General features: G+C 42.5%; 13 protein-coding genes and 1 pseudogene. 9 read left to right on the top strand and 5 right to left on the bottom strand.

What is annotated here, in order from left to right:
- Positions 1–49: 49 nt before the first annotated feature.
- The 6 genes from ACESMA_RS06675 to ACESMA_RS06650 all read left to right on the top strand — a co-directional run bounded on the left by ACESMA_RS06675 (position 50) and on the right by ACESMA_RS06650 (position 3,728).
- Complete coding sequence (locus ACESMA_RS06675; protein WP_372948003.1) at positions 50–301, top strand: phosphopantetheine-binding protein; 252 nt, start codon at positions 50–52, stop codon at positions 299–301.
- Between the two features lie 114 nt (positions 302–415).
- Complete coding sequence (locus tag ACESMA_RS06670; RefSeq protein ID WP_372948002.1) at positions 416–1,228, top strand: mechanosensitive ion channel family protein; 813 nt, start codon at positions 416–418, stop codon at positions 1,226–1,228.
- Positions 1,229–1,472: 244 nt separating this feature from the next.
- Positions 1,473–2,456, top strand: coding sequence for a sensor histidine kinase (locus ACESMA_RS06665; protein ID WP_372948001.1), 984 nt, complete (start codon positions 1,473–1,475; stop codon positions 2,454–2,456).
- A 5-nt stretch (positions 2,457–2,461) separates the two neighbouring features.
- Positions 2,462–3,211 (top strand): LytR/AlgR family response regulator transcription factor, encoded by a 750-nt coding sequence (locus tag ACESMA_RS06660; protein ID WP_372948000.1) that lies wholly within the window; start codon positions 2,462–2,464, stop codon positions 3,209–3,211.
- A gap of 44 nt (positions 3,212–3,255) precedes the next feature.
- The gene (locus ACESMA_RS06655) at positions 3,256–3,456 is read left to right on the top strand and encodes a hypothetical protein (RefSeq protein ID WP_372947999.1); all 201 of its coding nucleotides are present in this window, start codon (positions 3,256–3,258) and stop codon (positions 3,454–3,456) included.
- Entirely contained in the window at positions 3,453–3,728 is a 276-nt protein-coding gene (locus ACESMA_RS06650; protein WP_372947998.1) for a type II toxin-antitoxin system YafQ family toxin, read from the top strand. Before ACESMA_RS06655 ends, ACESMA_RS06650 begins: the two co-directional genes overlap by 4 nt.
- 71 nt (positions 3,729–3,799) lie before the next feature.
- Here ACESMA_RS06650 and ACESMA_RS06645 read toward each other — a convergent pair whose 3' ends face one another.
- From ACESMA_RS06645 to ACESMA_RS06625, 5 genes are all read right to left on the bottom strand, one after another.
- Positions 3,800–5,749: a glycoside hydrolase family 97 protein gene (locus ACESMA_RS06645; protein WP_372947997.1), complete on the bottom strand. Its 1,950-nt coding sequence runs from the start codon at positions 5,747–5,749 to the stop codon at positions 3,800–3,802.
- Positions 5,750–5,833: 84 nt separating this feature from the next.
- A complete protein-coding gene (locus ACESMA_RS06640; RefSeq protein ID WP_372947996.1) occupies positions 5,834–8,581 on the bottom strand; it encodes an alpha-amylase family glycosyl hydrolase in 2,748 nt (915 codons plus the stop codon).
- A 119-nt stretch (positions 8,582–8,700) separates the two neighbouring features.
- A complete protein-coding gene (locus ACESMA_RS06635; RefSeq protein ID WP_372947995.1) occupies positions 8,701–9,798 on the bottom strand; it encodes a SusE domain-containing protein in 1,098 nt (365 codons plus the stop codon).
- Positions 9,799–9,823: 25 nt separating this feature from the next.
- Positions 9,824–12,046 carry a RagB/SusD family nutrient uptake outer membrane protein gene (locus tag ACESMA_RS06630; protein ID WP_372947994.1) on the bottom strand — a complete coding sequence of 741 codons (2,223 nt, stop codon included), beginning with the start codon at positions 12,044–12,046 and terminating at the stop codon, positions 9,824–9,826.
- Positions 12,047–12,064: 18 nt separating this feature from the next.
- Entirely contained in the window at positions 12,065–15,028 is a 2,964-nt protein-coding gene (locus tag ACESMA_RS06625) for a SusC/RagA family TonB-linked outer membrane protein (RefSeq protein WP_372947993.1), read from the bottom strand.
- 319 nt (positions 15,029–15,347) lie between these two features.
- Here ACESMA_RS06625 and ACESMA_RS06620 point away from each other — a divergent pair, with 319 nt between their 5' ends.
- From ACESMA_RS06620 to ACESMA_RS06610, 3 genes and pseudogenes are all read left to right on the top strand, one after another.
- Positions 15,348–16,301 (top strand): DNA adenine methylase, encoded by a 954-nt coding sequence (locus tag ACESMA_RS06620; RefSeq protein WP_372947992.1) that lies wholly within the window; start codon positions 15,348–15,350, stop codon positions 16,299–16,301.
- Between the two features lie 53 nt (positions 16,302–16,354).
- Complete coding sequence (locus tag ACESMA_RS06615; RefSeq protein ID WP_372947991.1) at positions 16,355–17,371, top strand: LacI family DNA-binding transcriptional regulator; 1,017 nt, start codon at positions 16,355–16,357, stop codon at positions 17,369–17,371.
- A 295-nt stretch (positions 17,372–17,666) separates the two neighbouring features.
- Positions 17,667–17,915 (top strand): annotated as a pseudogene (locus tag ACESMA_RS06610) (MFS transporter); the annotation flags it as partial.

Here is a 17,915-nt window from a genome sequence, read left to right as displayed (position 1 = left end):
CCAAAAATTCGTTTGTTCGGTTTTTTAAATAAATACTGTAAGGGTAAAAATGATAATGGAAACAATGGAAGAAAAGAAAATAAGAAGAAACCTTTACCGTGTATTGCGAAAAACGGGGGTACAAAAGAATGATATTCAGCCCGAAGCATCATTTAGTAAAGATTTTAATTTTGATTCGGTTGACTGGAAAATATTTACTTTTTACCTGGAAGGTATTTTTGATATTTCAATTCGCGACGAGGAGGTTTTGAACTTAGGAAATGTAAACGATACTTTAAAGTTTTTAAAACATACAGCTTAGTTTTTTTGGGTGATTATTAATTGTTAAATGAGAAGAGGGCAAATTTTTTGCTCTCTTTTTTTTGTCTGATCATTTATTGTATCTTTAAAAGATTAACAAAAAATTTTATTAAATATGGATTCAGTAAATACAGTCTGGGAAAAAATTAATGACATAGTATTAACCTTTGGTCCCCGGCTTGTTGGGGCAATTATCACCCTCATTGTTGGTTGGTGGATAATCAGTATCATCCAGAAAAGTCTGAGAAAAAATTTTGAAAAAAGAGAAATGGAACCCTCCCTCAGGGGATTTCTAAACAGCATGATTGGCGTTTTGCTAAAGGTACTCCTTCTGATTAGTGTAATTGGGATGATTGGCGTACAAATGACCTCTTTTATTGCCATTTTAGGTGCTGCCGGTCTTGCTGTGGGTATGGCTCTTTCGGGAACATTGCAAAATTTTGCAGGTGGAGTAATCATACTGCTTTTCAAACCGTTTAAGGTTGGCGATTATATTGAAGCTCAGGGACATTCGGGTTCGGTAAATGAAATTCAGATTTTTAACACCATACTAAAAACACCCGACAATAAAACCATTATAATTCCAAATGGCGGACTTTCAACGGGTTCTATGATTAACTACAGCACCGAACCACGCCGCCGGGTTGACTTTGTTTTTGGAATTGGCTATGGCGACGATGTGGACAAAGCACGTGCAGTTATTCAAAAACTAATTGACGGAGATGAAAGGATTTTAAAAGACCCGGAACCTTTTATTGCCGTTAGTGAGCTGGCCGACAGCTCGGTAAATCTTGTGGTTCGGGTATGGGCAGAAGCATCAAATTACTGGGACATTTATTTCGATATGCACGAAAAAGTTTACAAAACTTTTGACAAAGAAGGCCTCAATATTCCTTTCCCGCAAATGGATTTGCATGTTCACAAATAGAAATTACATTTAAATAGAAAAAATGGCATCACTGCTGGTGGTGTCATTTTTTTTGTGCCCTGGAATTCCTGTTCAGGCATAAAATATTCCCGTTCGTCACTAAATATTTCCTGGTTTATTTTTTTATTCTGAATTTTGAAGCAATAAAAAACACTGGAATTCAACAGGGAAAATTGATAAAATGCAAAAACAAATATTTTTTAGAAAATTCAACAAAAGCTTCCTGCTTAAAAGAATAAAAATTTTGACCGGAGCTTTTTTTATTTCGCTATTATTCAGTATTTTGCTGGCTGGCAGGGTTTTCCATGAAGGGCTGCCCATCATGATTTTACTTACCTGGCTGCAACTTGAAATTTTTATCTGGCTTGGGTTCAGGTTTTTTCGCGACCTCGATGTTTCTGTCAGCCAGTTTAAAAAGAAAACCATTGTGCGGCTGGTTCTTTTTTATTTAGTAGTAATAATTATTGCATCTGCATTTTTTTTAGCGGTATTCTTCTTACAGAAAATAATAAACGGAGTTAGCTTTACAAGTGCCCTTTCAGCATTCAAACAACAGGAAATAAGTGGATTTATTTCTGCCACGCTCATTGGTTTTGCCTTCGGAACGCTTTTCTTTTTTTATTCGCAGTGGTCTGATGCGTTGAAACGGGAAGAAAAACTGGCGCAGGAAAAATTGCTGTTTCAATACGAAACCCTGAAAAGCCAGGTGAACCCGCATTTCCTGTTTAACAGTCTGAATACGTTGTCGTCGCTGGTACACAGCAATCCATCGTTGTCGGAAGAATTTATCCGGAAATTGTCGAATAATTACCGGTACATTTTGGAAAACCAGGAAAAAGACCTGGTGCCGCTGACCGACGAGGTGCAGTTTGTTCAGGAATATTTTGCATTGCAAAAAATAAGGGACGAAGAGAAAATTGAACTGAAAGTGGAGCTGACCGAAACTGAAAATGTACTGATTCCGCCGGTTTCGCTACAGCTTTTAACCGAAAATGCGTTGAAACACAACGCTGCCACACGAAAAAATCCGATGGTTATTACCATCCATAATGAAGGGTTGGACAAGCTGGTGGTTCGGAATAACCTGCAGCCGAAATCGCAACTCAGCAACTCATCGAAAACCGGGTTGAAGAACCTGAATGAACGGTGCCGGCTGATTTTGAAACGCGAAATTGAAATCAACCAAACCAATACAGAATTCATAGTTAAAATTCCAGCAAAAATTTAAGATAAATGAACATTGTAATTATTGAAGACGAACGGCTGGCAGCCGAAAAACTGGAATCGCTGCTAAATCAGATTGATTCTGAAATTAAAGTAGTTGCCAAACTGGAATCGGTGGAAGAGTCGGTGAACTGGCTGACATCCAATCCAACTCCCGATCTGATTTTTATGGACATTCAACTGGATGATGGCATTTCCTTCGAGATTTTTGATGCTGTAAAAGTGGAGACTCCGGTAATTTTTACCACGGCGTTCGACCAGTATGCCATTCGCGCTTTTAAAGTGAACAGCGTGGATTACCTGCTGAAACCAATTGACCGGGAAGCACTGGAATCGGCGTTAGGAAAATATAGGAAAATTTTCAGGCCTGTTGGAATGGAAGAAAAGCTTTCGAAAGTTTTTGAACAGTTGGCCAAACCATGGAAAACGCGGTTTTTTGTGAAAGTGGGCGTACATTTTCAATCGGTGCCGGTGGAAGAAATCTGCTGCTTTTTTGTGGAAGAACGCTGTTCATTTCTGAAAACCCAAACCGGAAAAAACTATGCACTCGATTATTCGCTCGACCAACTGCAAAAACGTGTTGACCCGGAATTATTTTTTCGCATCAACCGCAATTTTATGGTGAATATCAATTGTATAACCGAAATTATCAGCTATTCTACCAACCGGCTCAAACTGAAACTGAAAAATTTTGATGACGAAGGCCTCATCATCAGCCGCGACAAAGTTTCAGAATTCAAACAGTGGTTGGACCGATGAGTTTTTAATGAATTTTTCCTAATTTTGAGAAAAATGTTTTAAAGATGACAACAGTAATCATTGATGAAAAGACAACAAAAGGAAAAAGTTTGCTTGAATTTCTGAAAAGCTTTTCAGACGAAAGATTTATTTCCATTGAAAAAGAGCCCAATGAAACAACAAAAAGGGCAATTCGGGCGGCAAAAGAAGGCAAAGTTACCCGGACAGAAAATTTGGATGACCTGATGGAAAAACTGAATGCATGAGTTATACGCTTTCATTTACCAACCAATTTAAACGCGATTTTAAAACCTGTAAAAAGCGGAACTTTCCCATCTTTGAATTACAGACAATTTTTGGTTTGCTTGAAACCGGTGAATTATTGCCTGCCAAATATAAATCGCATAAGCTTTCCGGAAATTACGCTGGTTGCTGGGAATGTCATATAAAACCCGATTGGTTACTCATCTGGGAAAAAGACACCAAACAAAAAGAAATCAAATTGATTCGTACCGGCACGCACACGGATTTGTTCTAATCAAAAATAAAAGGATGACAGATCAAAAAATTCCTGCCATCCTTTCAAATCATTTTTCAATGTGAAAATTTTTAATTTTTGCTGATGATTGCAGCCCAGCCCCCTCCTGGAGCCATATCAATTTTAATTTTGGACGACCGGGTGACGGTTTGTTTTTCCTGTTTAAAATCGGCAGCATGGCGGTCGGCATTAACGCCGTCTTTCCATACCTGCATGGTGAAATTTCCGTCGGGCAGGAAGCTGAGGTCGAGTTCCAGCGAGCGCGGCGACCAGTCGGTCATAGCGCCTACGTACCAGGTTTCGCCTTTGCGACGGGCCGTTAAAATATAATCGCCCACTTTGGCTTCCAGCACACGGGTTTCGTCCCAAACAGTGGGTACTTCCTTCAAAAACTCCATGGCTTCGGGTTCGCTGTAGTAGTTCGACGGATTATCGGAAAGCATCTGCAGCGGGCTTTCAAACACCACGTACATGGCCAGTTGGTGGCAACGGGTTCCGGGCGCCATCGGCGCTTCAAAAATATCCCTGAAATTTTCCTTGTTTGCATTCAGCATGGCGCCGGGAGTGTAGTCCATGGGGCCGGCAACCATACGAATAAACGGAAGTGTAACGTTGTGTTCCGGGTCTGGTAGTTCAGACCATTTGCAGTTTTCCATTCCTTTTAAGCCTTCATAAGAAATCACATTCGGGTACATGCGTTCCAGCCCGGCAGGTTTATACGCACCGTGATAATCCACCAGCAATTTCCGTTTGGCACATTCGCGGGCAATTTTTTCGTAGAAATTCACCATCCACTGGTCGTCGCGTTGCATAAAGTCGATTTTTATTCCATTTACACCCCACGCTTCAAACTGGTCGAGAGCTTCGGTGAGCTTGTCGTCCAACGCTTTCCAAACCACCCAGAGAATTACGCCAACACCTTTGTCTTTACCGTAATCAACGAGTTCCTGCACATCAATTTCATCCTGCATTTTCATGATGTCTTCCAGGTGGTACCAGCCTTCGTCCAGGATGATGTAGTCGAGGCCGTATTTCGCGGCAAAATCAATGTAATATTTGTAGGTAGTGTTGTTCACGCCCGATTTGAAATCCACACCGTAAACATTCAGCGCATTCCACCAGTCCCAGGCCACTTTCCCGGGTTTTATCCAGTCAGTGTTTTCCAACACGTTTTCAGGTGCCAGTTTGTAAATCAGTTCCGATTCTACCAATTGTTTATCGTCATCGGAAATAATCATCGCCCGCCAGGGAAAACTTTTCGGACCTTCCAGTTCAGCAATGTAATCGGCATATTTTAGCGGCGCCACATCGCGGTCAGTGCGTTGTTCTTCTTCCAAAACCACACCAGCAAATTTGCCTTCGAGCCGGAAAGGATTTTCGGCAGAACCTTTTAAAAACATCCCGGCATAATCGGTTATCAAGTCCGATTCTGAAATGTAAACTTTCACATTGTTGTTGCAGCTTACCAACAACCCGGTTGAAGCAAAACGTTCGGGTGTAATTTCTGAAAGTTTGACATCCAAATAAGAACGTTCCTGGTGCGAAAACATGCTTTCCTCTTCCGGAAACCACACTTTCAGGTCGGTTGGAAATGTAAAAGTGGCCTGTTCATTCATCACTTTCAGCGGGCCTTTGGCGGTTACCTCCCAGCGGTAAGCCACACCTTCGTCGTACGTCCTGAAATGCAGGTTGTAATCTTTAAACGAAAGGGTGAGCTGGTTGTAAACATCTGGGATTTTTGCATTTTTGCGGGCCACAACCGGAATAATTTCTTCGTTTACCGAAACAATTTTGTCTTTCCTGACTTTGGCATTTTTCCCTAAAACTTCGTTTTCAAGTGTCAGCGAAATGGGACTTGCAGCAATAATTACTTTATCATCCAGAAAAATAGTGTAACGAACATCTTCATCTACAGTCACTTTAACAGTCAGTCTTTCGGAGGGAGATTTTACCAAATATTCCTTTGCATTTAACTGGTTCATAAAAAGAATGGATAATAGCAGAACAGCATATTTTTTCATAACAACTCGTTTTTGGTTTATGGGTTGCAAGTTAAGAAGAAATTATGGGAATTAGGATAGCATCGCCCAAAGCGATGCCATCCTTTATTTCACCATCAGCTTTTTCGTTGTCCGTTTATTTTCCTGAAGAATGTGCACAAAATAGATTCCCGGAGTGTAGTCTCCAGTTGATATTTTTACCTGATTTTCATGAGAAACGTTAAGTTGGTTGACCATCGTGCCGGTAACCGAATAGATTTCAACTTTTGACAATGGTTTTTCGGAAGATATAGTCACCTCATCATTAGCTGGATTCGGGTAAATGTGAATATCGTCCATTATATTAACAATTTCAGTCACGTCGGTTACCACCTGTGTTTTTGTCAGCTTACGATTGGAATACAACCGGTATTCGCCGGGCAGCATGGAGAAACTTTGCGCTGCGGTTTCCACTTCTATGGAATCCTGTGCGAAAAAGTTGTACCATTTTTCGGTATCGGGGAAAGTAACTTCTGCGGTGGTTGATGTGGTGCCAAAATTCCCAACGACAAACACATGGTTTCCGCTGTGACTTAACCGAAACCAACGCACTTGTCCGCTCAGGTTGTAATCGAAACTTTCGGGTGTAAATTCTTCGTAAGTCTGTTTCAGATAATTCAGTTGTGCCATTACCCGAAATAAATCGGTGCGGTCTGAATTATCAAGGTATTCCCAGCGGGGAGGTTTTTCAGATAGCCGTCCTCCAAAATCATCGATGGAAACGTCGTATCCGCGTTCACCAAACTGCCAAATCATTTTAGGGCCGGGCAATGGCAGCAGAAAAACCGAATTCAGTTCCACACGGTCGAGGGCTATTGGTATTTGCCGGATGTTGTAATTGCCTTCAATAAAACCGGAACTGAGCAAGTCCACCATGGTCCGTTCCTCGTCGTGACTTTCGGCATAAGTAACCAGGTTTGGCTCGTTCCAGCCACGACTATTATAGATACCCCAGCTTAAATTGGAAGCGCCAATGTTTCCCCGGCCTGCTTCACGGTAACTGCCGTGCATGTTTCCCCACATCAAAATACCATAATCGGCCAGTTCTTTTTCTTCGGTGTTATCCGAGAGGTGTTCAAAAATAACCAATGCGTCTTCTTTCCGTTTCCAAATTTCATCGGCCATGCGTTTTAAATTGGCAATACGCGCAGCATCGTATTCGCTGCCCCAGCTATTTTCGCCAAACGGTGTATTGGAAAATCCTTTGGTAAAATCGAACCGGAAACCGTCCACTTTGTATTCGGTCATCCAGAAACTGTTCACGCTGTCAACCAGTTCTTTTACTGCATCGGTTTCGTGGTTAAAATCGTACCCCCAACGTAACTGTGAATTTTTAAAGTTCGATTCCACGTTATACCAGGGATTTTCAGGCGAGATGGTCCAGTTGTCCATGTACATTTGTACCAACGGACTTTGGCCGTAGCTGTGGTTCAGCACCTTGTCGATAACCACTGCAATTCCGCGTTTGTGGCACTCGTCAATAAGTTTTTTCAGTTCGTTGCGCGGACCGTAATATTTGTCGGGCGCAAAATAGAACGAAGGATTGTAGCCCCAACTGCTATTGCCTTCAAACTCGTTTACGGGCATCAATTCCAGCACATTGATGTTTAAATCTTCCAGGTAATCCAGTTTTTCGCGCACAGCTTTAAAGGTATGTTCTTCGATAAAGTCGCGGATGAGCAATTCGTAAATTACCAGTTTTTCTTTTTCCGGAATTTGAAAATCAGATACTTCCCACTGATATTCCTCCTGCCCGGGTTGCAGTACCGATACAATTCCTTCGGCTTTTCCTTCGGGATAAGCCAGAAGTCCTGGGTATGTTTCATCACTGATATACTGGTCATTCCAGGGATCAAGGATTTTTTCGGTGTAAGGATCTGCTACCCGGATTTCTCCATCAATAAAATACTGAAATGCATACTCTTTGCCATTTTCAAGTCCCGAAATTTCGAGCCAGAAATAATCTCCGTCATTTTTCATCTGATATTCGTTTTGGGGTTCCCAGTTGTTAAAATCGCCCAAAGCGAACACAAATTCTTTAAAAGGAGCATACAAAACCAGTGCGGCTGAAGTGTCTGAAGTATAATTAATTCCTTTCCGGTAATTTTCCGGCAGTGTTTCTTCTGTCGTATCTTCCCGAACAAAAATTTGCACAGAATCTTTTTCGGTTACGTCATCAACCGATGCTTCGGCAATCAGCCAATAATTTCCACTTTCAGAAAAAGTATGTGTGGTTGAAATAGTAGTCCCTGTATTTTGTGTCAGAATTGTTTCATTGAGGTATATTCTCAGGTTTACATCTGCCGATGATTGGGCTGAAATGTTCACAGTTTGGTTTTTCGGGAAAATTGAATTTGTGGCAGGTTCGGTAATTTGAACTACCAGACCTTCTTCATAGACATCTATAAAAATATCATTGGTCTGCTGCGAATTGTTGGCTGAACGAAAAACAAACGACATGTTCAATACTTTTTCACCGCTGTCCATCGAATAAAAGGTGTTGATGTCAGGTGTAATTTCGAGTTCGTAAATTCCGTTTCCCTTGTGGGTGAGTTTGGGCTGAACATCGTTTTTTCCCCAACTATCACCACCGCCAACTATATTTTGCCAGTTGCCTTTCCCTTCAATTCCAACGCCGGTGTGGGCATACAAATCGCCGGTAAAATAACCCAGTCTGCTTTCTTTTGATGAGTCGAATGTGATGGTAACTTTTTGTGTGGCCACTGGCAAAGCAGGGTCGGTAGTTATCTGAGCCTTCATAAATAAAGGGATAACCAGTATTAACGTCAAAATGGAAATTTTCAATGTATTCATAATCGTTTCCTTTTTCGTATTTAAAAAAAAGAGTCATCAGAAAGGTTCCCGATGACTCTTGTTAGGTAAATTAACAATCAATCCACTTCCTGAATTGGTGAATAAAAGAAGTGGCCAAATTATTCACTGATTTCAATCGTATTTGTTCTCAAATTTACCACTACGTGATATGTTCCCGAAGGTTTCAGGAAAAACCAGTTTGGATCGCCATGCCCTTCTGCAATGTCAATGTAATCCGTGTCGTAATTCACCACTACATCGTAACCGTAGCTGGTTGGCCCCCAGTCTTTTTGGCCAAATAACCTGAATGCTCCGTCTTGTGTAAAAGCAACATCGCCTTCCCATATTTTGTAGCTCATGTATGTCAGTGCGGTTACCGGTTCATCCCAGTTCCAGCCGTGTGTGGCATCGCCGGTAAGGTACATGCCGGGCTCGTCTGTTGTTGTCATTTCAATGGTTCCGGTTTCGGTATTCACTTTAATTTCGTACCATCCGGCTGTTCCAATAAAATTGAAATTCGGATCATCGTCTCCTGTTGCCGGTTCGAGCAAATCTTCCGGATAGCTGGTAAATACATCGTATCCACCCAGTGAAGCACTCCATTCGGGTTGACTGAAGAACCGGAAGTTTGAACCGTTTGATGCATCGAAATTCCAGATTGTGATGTACTGGAAGGGTTCGCCAGCAGAAGCCACTTCAACTGCTTTGCTGGTATCCCAGCCGCCAACGCTTGCGCCAATCATGTAGATAGGCGGGAACGATGCAGCATAAAGTGTTACCGTCATGTTTACCGGTTGCGAGTACAGTGAATATTTCGGATTTACAGTTGCTTCCACCCTGAACTCAATGGCGACCGGTTCGTTTGCCGGCAAGCCCATAGTCATCAGTTTTTCGTTTAAAGTTGCGTGAGAAATGCTCACCGAAAGTTCTGATGTTGTTGCAAGTTCCATTGCATTGTTGAAATTGTTTCCGGCTTCATCAACAAACAGGTTGTAAACTGTGGCGCTTGGAAAACCAAAATCAGACTCGTTCCAGGTAAAAGTTACAGACTCTTCTTCAGCATTTACCCTTTGAAATACCACCTGGGTTCCAGCGGTCGGCTGGCTCATAACAGGCGCATCACCCGGCATTACCACTGGTTCTCTTTCCACTTCTTCGCAGGCATACAACAGCGAGAAAGCCAGGAAAACGAAAATTAAATTTTTAATATTTTTCATTGCTATTCATTTTTAAATTGAAAAATTAATAACCGGAATTCTGCGTAAGATTCGGGTTTGCAATTACATCGGCAGCAGGAATCGGGAAAATATTGAATTTCGCATCAATCGATCTTCCGTTTTTCACAGCACCTTTCCACTCCCACAGGTAATCGCCACCGCTGAATTTTCCAAAACGGATAAGGTCGGTGCGGCGCTGGGCTTCCCAGTAGAATTCGCGTGCACGTTCATCCAAAATGAAATCGAGTGTCAGGTCAGCAGAAGTTACATTTCCGCCTTCATCACCATAAGCCCTCGTGCGAATCATGTTCACATAATTTAAAGCTGTTGCAGCATCGCCACCTGAACCTCCGCGCAATACAGCTTCGGCATACATCAGGTAAACATCAGCCAGACGGAACAGCGGGAAATCGGTGTCCACAAATTCAATGTCGGAACCTGTTTGTCCGTCTCTGGTAACATTTTTCCATTTTTTCACAGCGTAGCCGTTGGTGAATTCAAACATACTTTCAATTTCCAGCGTTTGCCCATCGGTGTGGAACATGCCACGGCCATCGGAGCTGTATTTTTCAGCAGTATAGCTATAATCAGGAGTATTCAGATAGAGTTTAATCAGGTATTTTCCGGGCTCGGCAACCGCAATATTATCGCTGCCATATTCAAGAGTTCCATCAGCACCGTTATCTCCAAAGTTAATGTCCCAGGCATCGTTTGCTCTGAATTTATAGCTACCGCTTCCCAGTTCAATAACCACACTCCACACTTTTTCTTCAGCATCGAATTCCATGGGTGTGCTGTTATCCCAACTCCCGGGGGTGGCATCACCAATCAGCCCCCAATCGGTTTTTACCATGGTATAACTGAAGTTGTTCAAATTGACATTAATTTTATACATGCCTGTTTCGGGAGCTTTCAGGTTTGCACCGTTGGCTTCAAGTGTTCCGTCGCCGTTATCGTCGCCCCAGTTTACATCCCAGTTAGGGCCTGCCGTAAATTTGAATTCTGCATTGGCTTCACTGAAATAAATATACCCTTCGTAGTTGTTGTCAGAATTTTTTGATGCCAGCGTTGGAGCCTGGTCGGGCGCCCATTCATTTTCACTGTATCCGCTTTCATCCTGATATCCTCCGGGCACATAAATAACAGGGTAATCCATAGCACTTTTAAGAGGAATCCGGGCGCTTTTTAACGTTTCCAGATTCAGGAATTTCCCCACAAACTCTTTGGTTACACGGGTTCCACCCCAGCCACCGTCAACTCCGAACTCTGCCGGATCCATACTTCCACCTAAACCAGCTTTGATGATAAAAGTAACGCCACCGTAGGTTTTGGTGCGGTTTCCATCCTGGGTAATAGGGAAAATGATTTCGTTTGATGTGTGGTTATCAGCCAAAAACAAGTGCTGGTATTCCGGCTCAAGCGAAAAACCTGCATTTAGAATTTTATTACAGTAGGTAATACATTCTGTATATTTTGCCTGATTAACGTAAACTTCTGCGTTCAGGTACAATTTGGCCAGCAAGGTCCAGACAGCAGCCTGATCGGCACGGCCATATTCCACCTGGCCGGGAGCAGTAAGCTGTGTTTCAATTTCCAGCAGTTCCGATTCAATGTAGTTAAACAGGTCGGCACGTGAAATCTGTTCCGGGAAGAATGACCCAACTGCGTCTTCTTCAGTTACAAATGGCACATTGCCAAACATATCGATGGCATGCCAGTAACTCAATGCACGCAAAAAGCGGGCTTCATTCCGGTAAAGTTCAATGTCGGTGCGGAAAGTACCGTCAATTCCACGGCCATCCAGTTTTTCAGGAGTGGTTTCTCGGATAAACTCGTTGGTAAGTGCAATTTGGTAAAAAACACGGTAGTACATGTTGGAAATGAACTCGTTGTTCGAACTCCAGTCCATTTCCTGGTAATCGCGCAAGTTGCCGTCGTTCCATGCAATTACAGCTTCGTCGGTTGGCAATTCCTGTGCATACCAGAAGGCACGCAGGTACTGACCGAAACCTTCATCAAGACCACTCAGGTCATTCATTCCTGCAGGTCCTTCCTGACCGCTGACAGCCAACCCGGCATACAGTTTGGCCAGCACATTTTTGTAATTTTCTGGGTTGGCATAAACATTCTCTGAAGTAACCACGTCTTTATCTAGTGGTGTCGTGTCCAAATCGTTTATACACGATGAAAAAGCTACGAGAACAGCCAGTCCAACCGCAATAAATATGTTATAAATTTTTGTTTTCATTATTCCTTGCTTTTTCGGTTAAAAATTAATACTTACACCAAGCACAAATGTACGCGGACGCGGATAGATGTTATTGTCTATACCACCGCTAACTTCCGGGTCAAGTCCTTCGTAATCAGTTATAACGAATACATTCTGAACGGTTCCGTAAAGCCTTATTTTCATTCGTTCCTGGTAGAAATTGGTAAAAGTATAACCCAGGCTGATATTGTCGAGCCTTAAGAACGAACCATTTTGAATGTAGTAATCTGAGAAATATTTCGGGTTTTCGAAACCTGAATCAAAAACAGCCTTACTGATGTTGTTCAGATAACCAACCGAATTGTACAGATTATTATAGGTAGCCTGGCCAGACCAAATGTTATTGTACACATAGTTATTCAGGCTCACCCTGCCGTTGAATCCAAAGTCCCAGTTGTTGTAATAAAGCTTATTTGAGAAGCCCATAAATACATCTGCTGCAGGTTTTTTGTAACGGTATTTATCATCGTTGGTAATTACACCGTCGCCGTTTCTGTCCACGTAAAGTCCCTCAACCGGTTTTCCTTCCGGAGTATAAACCTGTTCATACACAAAGAATGAATTGGCAGGGAATCCAACACTGTGGATTTGAATGTTATTTCCAACGCCACCAGAGATTCCTCCTGTTTCCACACCAATGTATGTTGGATCGTCGATTGCGGTTAGTTTGGTAATTTCATTTTCATTATACGAAATGTTAAATCCGATATTCCAGCTCAGATTTTCCCTTGAAACAGGAATAGCATCAATGCTGAATTCAATCCCCCGGTTTTCCAAATCACCTACGTTGGTTAAAATCATGTTGGTTAAATTGGTACCTGCCGGAACAGGAATGAAGTTAATCAAATCGTCGGTAACCCTGTAGTAACCGTCAATAGCACCTGAAATTCTGTTATTCAGGAAACCATAATCCAGCCCTATATTGTAGGTAGTGGTTTCCTCCCATTTAATGTTGGAATCGTAGCCTTCGGGCCTGATGGTGGTCACATAGGAATTTCCAAACTGGTAGGCTGCAGTGGGTTCGCCAAAAGTATATCGTGGCATATACGGATAATCATTGTCGGTAATGTTCTGCTGACCGGTAATCCCGTAACCCAGACGCAGTTTCAGGTCTGAAATGGTGCGCGAGTCGGCAAGGAATGATTCTTCTGCAATTTGCCATGCCAGTGCAACCGATGGGAATAAACCCCAGCGGGTATCTGGTGAAAATCGGGAAGAACCATCGTTACGTAAAGTGAATGTTGCCAAATATCTCTCTTTAAAAGTATAATTCAATCTTCCGAAAAAAGAAACCAGGTAATTTTCAGTTTCATAGTCGGTTTCAGAATACACATTATCACCTTTCACGTTTGTGCTTCGCGATTCTCCTGCCCGCCAAAAGTGTTGCCATGAATAACCCGCCATGGCATCAATACGGCTGTCGATGGCATCAATGTTTTTCACATAGTTCAGGTAAAAATCGAGCAGCATATTCTTTTTGTCCTGAGAATATTTTGTGTCGGTACCGCCACCTCTAAGTTTGTCGTAGGCCCAAGGAGCATACTCCGGAACTTTAGTGAAACCTTCACTACCGGAAATGTCATATCCCAAATTCAGGTTGGCCCTTAAGTCGGGCAGAAAATGAAACCGGTAATCGAATTCGGCATTTCCAATACTTCTTTTTACAGTTGACTGGTCATCCTGTAGCTGAAGTTGTGCCACCGGGTTCATATTGGCAATAGGAATTGGGTCGCCATTTTGCTGTACCCAGGTGAAAAAACCGCCGTAAGGACTTCCATTGTACACCGGCTGAGTGGGGTCAAAGCTGTAGGCCGAACCAATTGCTCCACGGTTGGCGAACTGGTTGTTAATCAACATTCCTTTCACATTCAGGTTGATGCGAAGATGATCCTCGAAAAATGAAGGACTGAATCCCAAAGAACCTGTAAATCGATTCATTCCGTCTGTTTTCAGAATACCTTCCTGGTTTGAATAACCAACCGATGCTCTGAATGGCATTTCACTGATATTGCCGGTAACGCTCAGGTTATGATCGTGCCCGTAAGCCGGCCGGTAAATTTCATTTTGCCAGTCGGTATCTGAATTGCCTATAAGTCTGAGCGCATTGGGATTATTTGCGTACCGTTCGTTCATAATTGACTTGAACTCGCTGGTAGATAGCGGATAAATTTTGTTGGCATGCGTTCCCAAAGAAAAGAACTGGTTGTAGGTTACACCAAGCGGAGTTCCTTTTCTTCCGCGTTTGGTGGTAATAATAATTACCCCGTTTGATGCACGTGAACCGTAAATAGCAGTTGCCGAGGCGTCTTTTAAAACGGTAAAGGTTTCAATATCGCTTGGATGAATAGTGCTCAGCGGGTTTTTCATACCGGTAATTCCGTCGTTGTCAACCGGAACTCCGTCGATTACAAACAACGGGTCGTTGCTGGCCGAAAGCGATGAACCACCGCGGATGCGAATGGTTGCGCCTTCACCCGGCGAACCGCCACCTGAGGTGATATTTACACCGGCAATTTTACCGGTTACCAGTTCCTGTGGCGAGGTAATTGCTCCCGGGTTAAAATCTTCGGTACTAATAGCCTCTACCGAACCGGTTGCATCTTCCTTTTTTACCTGTCCGTATCCAATAACTACAACTTCGTCAAGTTTAAATAGCGATTGAACTAATTGAACATTAATTACATTGCTACTTCCCACCAGAATTTCTTGAGATGTATATCCTACAAATGAGAAAAAGAGTTTTTGTCCTTCTTCAACATCAATGGAAAATTGACCATCGAAATTCGTAATTGTTCCTCTGGTAGTTCCCATAACGGCAATTGTAACACCGGGCAATGTTTCCCCACTTTCTGCATCGGTAACATTACCCGTTACTGTTTTTTGTTGAGCCGATACTGAAACAACAGTAAACAGCGCAACCAAAAACAGAAAAAACTTTAGGTTTTTACGTATGATACTCATTTTTAATGTTATTAATTAATAATACTTACACGGTTTAATTAACAAATAGTTAATTTTAAAATTGGCAATAAATCAATAAGTTACTTCATGTTTTTGCCTGAGCAAAGCAAAAATCCGATGCGAATGTATATAAATTGTTAAGGATATTTACCGTTTTTTAACATGCGAAAAACCGCAAACGTTTGCGGTTTCGTTTGCGCCGAATATGTTTAACAACAGGTAGGATCCGGTAGGTAATTATGGCCAAAAAATCAGAATTGGTATTTTGATTTTCAAACCGAAATTTGTTTTGGTATTTTTACCGTTCAATCATTTTAAAATGACCAATCAGAAAAACAACATAAAAAAAAGTGAAAAAGAAATCCCGGCAAAACCCTTTTTGAAATGGGCTGGCGGAAAAGGGCAGTTACTGGAAGCCTTTCAGAAATTCTATCCCAAAGAACTCAGTGAGGGGAAAATTGAAACTTTTTGCGAGCCATTCGTTGGCGGGGGAGCTGTTTTTTTCAACATCGTACAAAAACACCCTGTAAAATCGGCCCTTTTGTGCGACAATAACGAGGATTTGATTCTGACTTATCTGGTCATTCAAAAAGAGGTGCAAACCCTGATTGAACAACTGAACGTGTTGCAGAACCAATACCTGAATCTGAACGAGGAAAAACGTACAGAATATTATTACAAAGTACGTGACCAATTCAATACGAAAAAGAAAAAGATAAACTACAACAGATTTTCAGCAAAATGGATGGAACGGGCAGCACAAATCATTTTTCTGAACCGCACCTGTTTCAACGGGTTGTTCCGGTTCAATTCCAAAGGCGGATTTAATGTTCCGCAGGGGAAATACAAAAATCCGAAAATTCTGGATGCCGAAAACCTGGTAAAAGTTTCCCAACTGCTTTCGGTTGCCGAAATACAAAAAGCCGATTTCAGGGAAATTAAAAACAGGGTGAACGAAAACACCTTTGTTTATTACGATCCGCCTTACCGGCCATTGAATCAAACATCGAGCTTTACCGCATACAGCAAAAACAGTTTTGGCGACCCCGAACAAATAGCTTTGGCAACGCTTTTTTCTGAATTAAACCAAAAAGGGATAAAACAGATGCTGAGCAATTCCGACCCCAAAAACCACAATGCAGATGACCATTTTTTTGACGAATTGTATAAAGAATTTCAGATTTTCCGGGTTCCGGCCAGGCGGGCAATTAATTCTGCCGCACACAAACGACATGCGATTAATGAGATTGTTGTAACGAACTACCACGTTTAAAAATCATTTTATTTTGTTACTTTTAAAACCGAAAATCAACTGTCAGCAGGTGAATGAAAAAAGGTTTTGCCACCATAAAAGATATTGCCCGGGAACTAAAAGTTTCTCCGTCAACGGTTTCGAGAGCATTAAAAGATCATCCCGACATAAGCGTTGAAACCAAACGCGCGGTGAACGAACTGGCCGAAAAACTGAACTACCAGCCCAATGCTGTAGCGCTCAGCCTTAAGCAGCAGCGTAGCAACACCATTGGCGTTATTATTCCTGAAATTGTACATTACTTTTTTTCATCGGTTATTAGCGGCATTGAAGATGTTGCCTACGATGCAGGTTACAACGTTATCATTTGCCAGTCGAACGAGATGGGCGAACGCGAAAAAGCCAACGTAAAAACCCTGCTGGCCAGTCAGGTTGACGGAATCCTGGTTTCGGTTTCAAAGGATACAAAAGATTTCAGCCACCTGGAGAAAATCCGCGAAAACGAAGTCCCGCTGGTGTTTTACGACCGCATTGTTCCCGGTTTCGAAGCCGACCAGGTGATTATCGACGATTTTGATGCAGCGTACCGCGCCACCCGTCATCTTATTGATTCAGGCAAAAAACGTATCGCCCACTTTGCCGGACCGCAAAACCTGCTCATTGGACAGCAACGGAAAGAAGGATATAAAAAAGCGCTGGAAGACTCAGGACTGAACCTGGGCGAGTCATTGGTTTACGATGCCGACAATTTTGAAAAAGCCAGATTGGCAGTGCTTAAAATTCTGGAATCCGGTACTGAAATAGACGGTATTTTTGCCGTGAACGACCTAACCGCCATCGGCGCCATGCAAACCCTGCAAAAAAGGAGAATCAAAATTCCAGGCGAAGTGGCCATTGTCGGCTTTTCCGACGGACGGTTCTCCGGAATTACCGACCCCACGCTTACCTCGGTCGATCAGCACGGCTACGAAATGGGAACGGTGGCCACCCGCATGTTGCTGAAACGAATTCTTTCAAAAGAAGATTATCCCTGTGAAACCAAAGTGTTAAATGCCAATTTAATTGTGCGGGGGTCAAGCCAGGTTTCTTAAACGGGTGGCGCGAATTGCATTTCCGCATTTCGTGTACAACCCGGAATTTTTAATCTAATGCGCGATTAAAAATCACGCCTCCCAAAATTTTTCCGCAAACGTTTGAATCAAGTCTTTCAGCCCAAAATGTGCCTGTTATCAGCAGGTTAGCGCAAAAATAAATTTGGAGATTCCATATTTTATCCCTTATATTTGTTCCGGCAAAACATCATAAGTTACCTCACAACTGCAGAGCAGACAAACATCCGTTTGTTGCAATTTTCATTGTAGCCAGTTATAACATAAAATAATTGTTATGAGTAAGAAACCTGCTCTTAGCTTTTGGCAAATCTGGAACATGAGTTTCGGTTTTTTGGGAATTCAGTTTGGGTTTGCCCTGCAAAATGCCAACGTAAGCCGCATATTTGAAACCCTCGGCGCTGAAGTGGAAAATATTCCCATTTTATGGATTGCCGCTCCGGTAACCGGGCTGGTGGTGCAGCCCATCATCGGACACATGAGCGACAAAACCTGGAACCGGCTGGGGCGTCGCCGACCCTATTTT

It is taken from the genome of Mariniphaga sp. (assembly GCF_041687215.1).
GTDB lineage: Bacteria > Bacteroidota > Bacteroidia > Bacteroidales > Prolixibacteraceae > Mariniphaga.
This window is presented reverse-complemented; position numbering and strand designations above follow the sequence as displayed.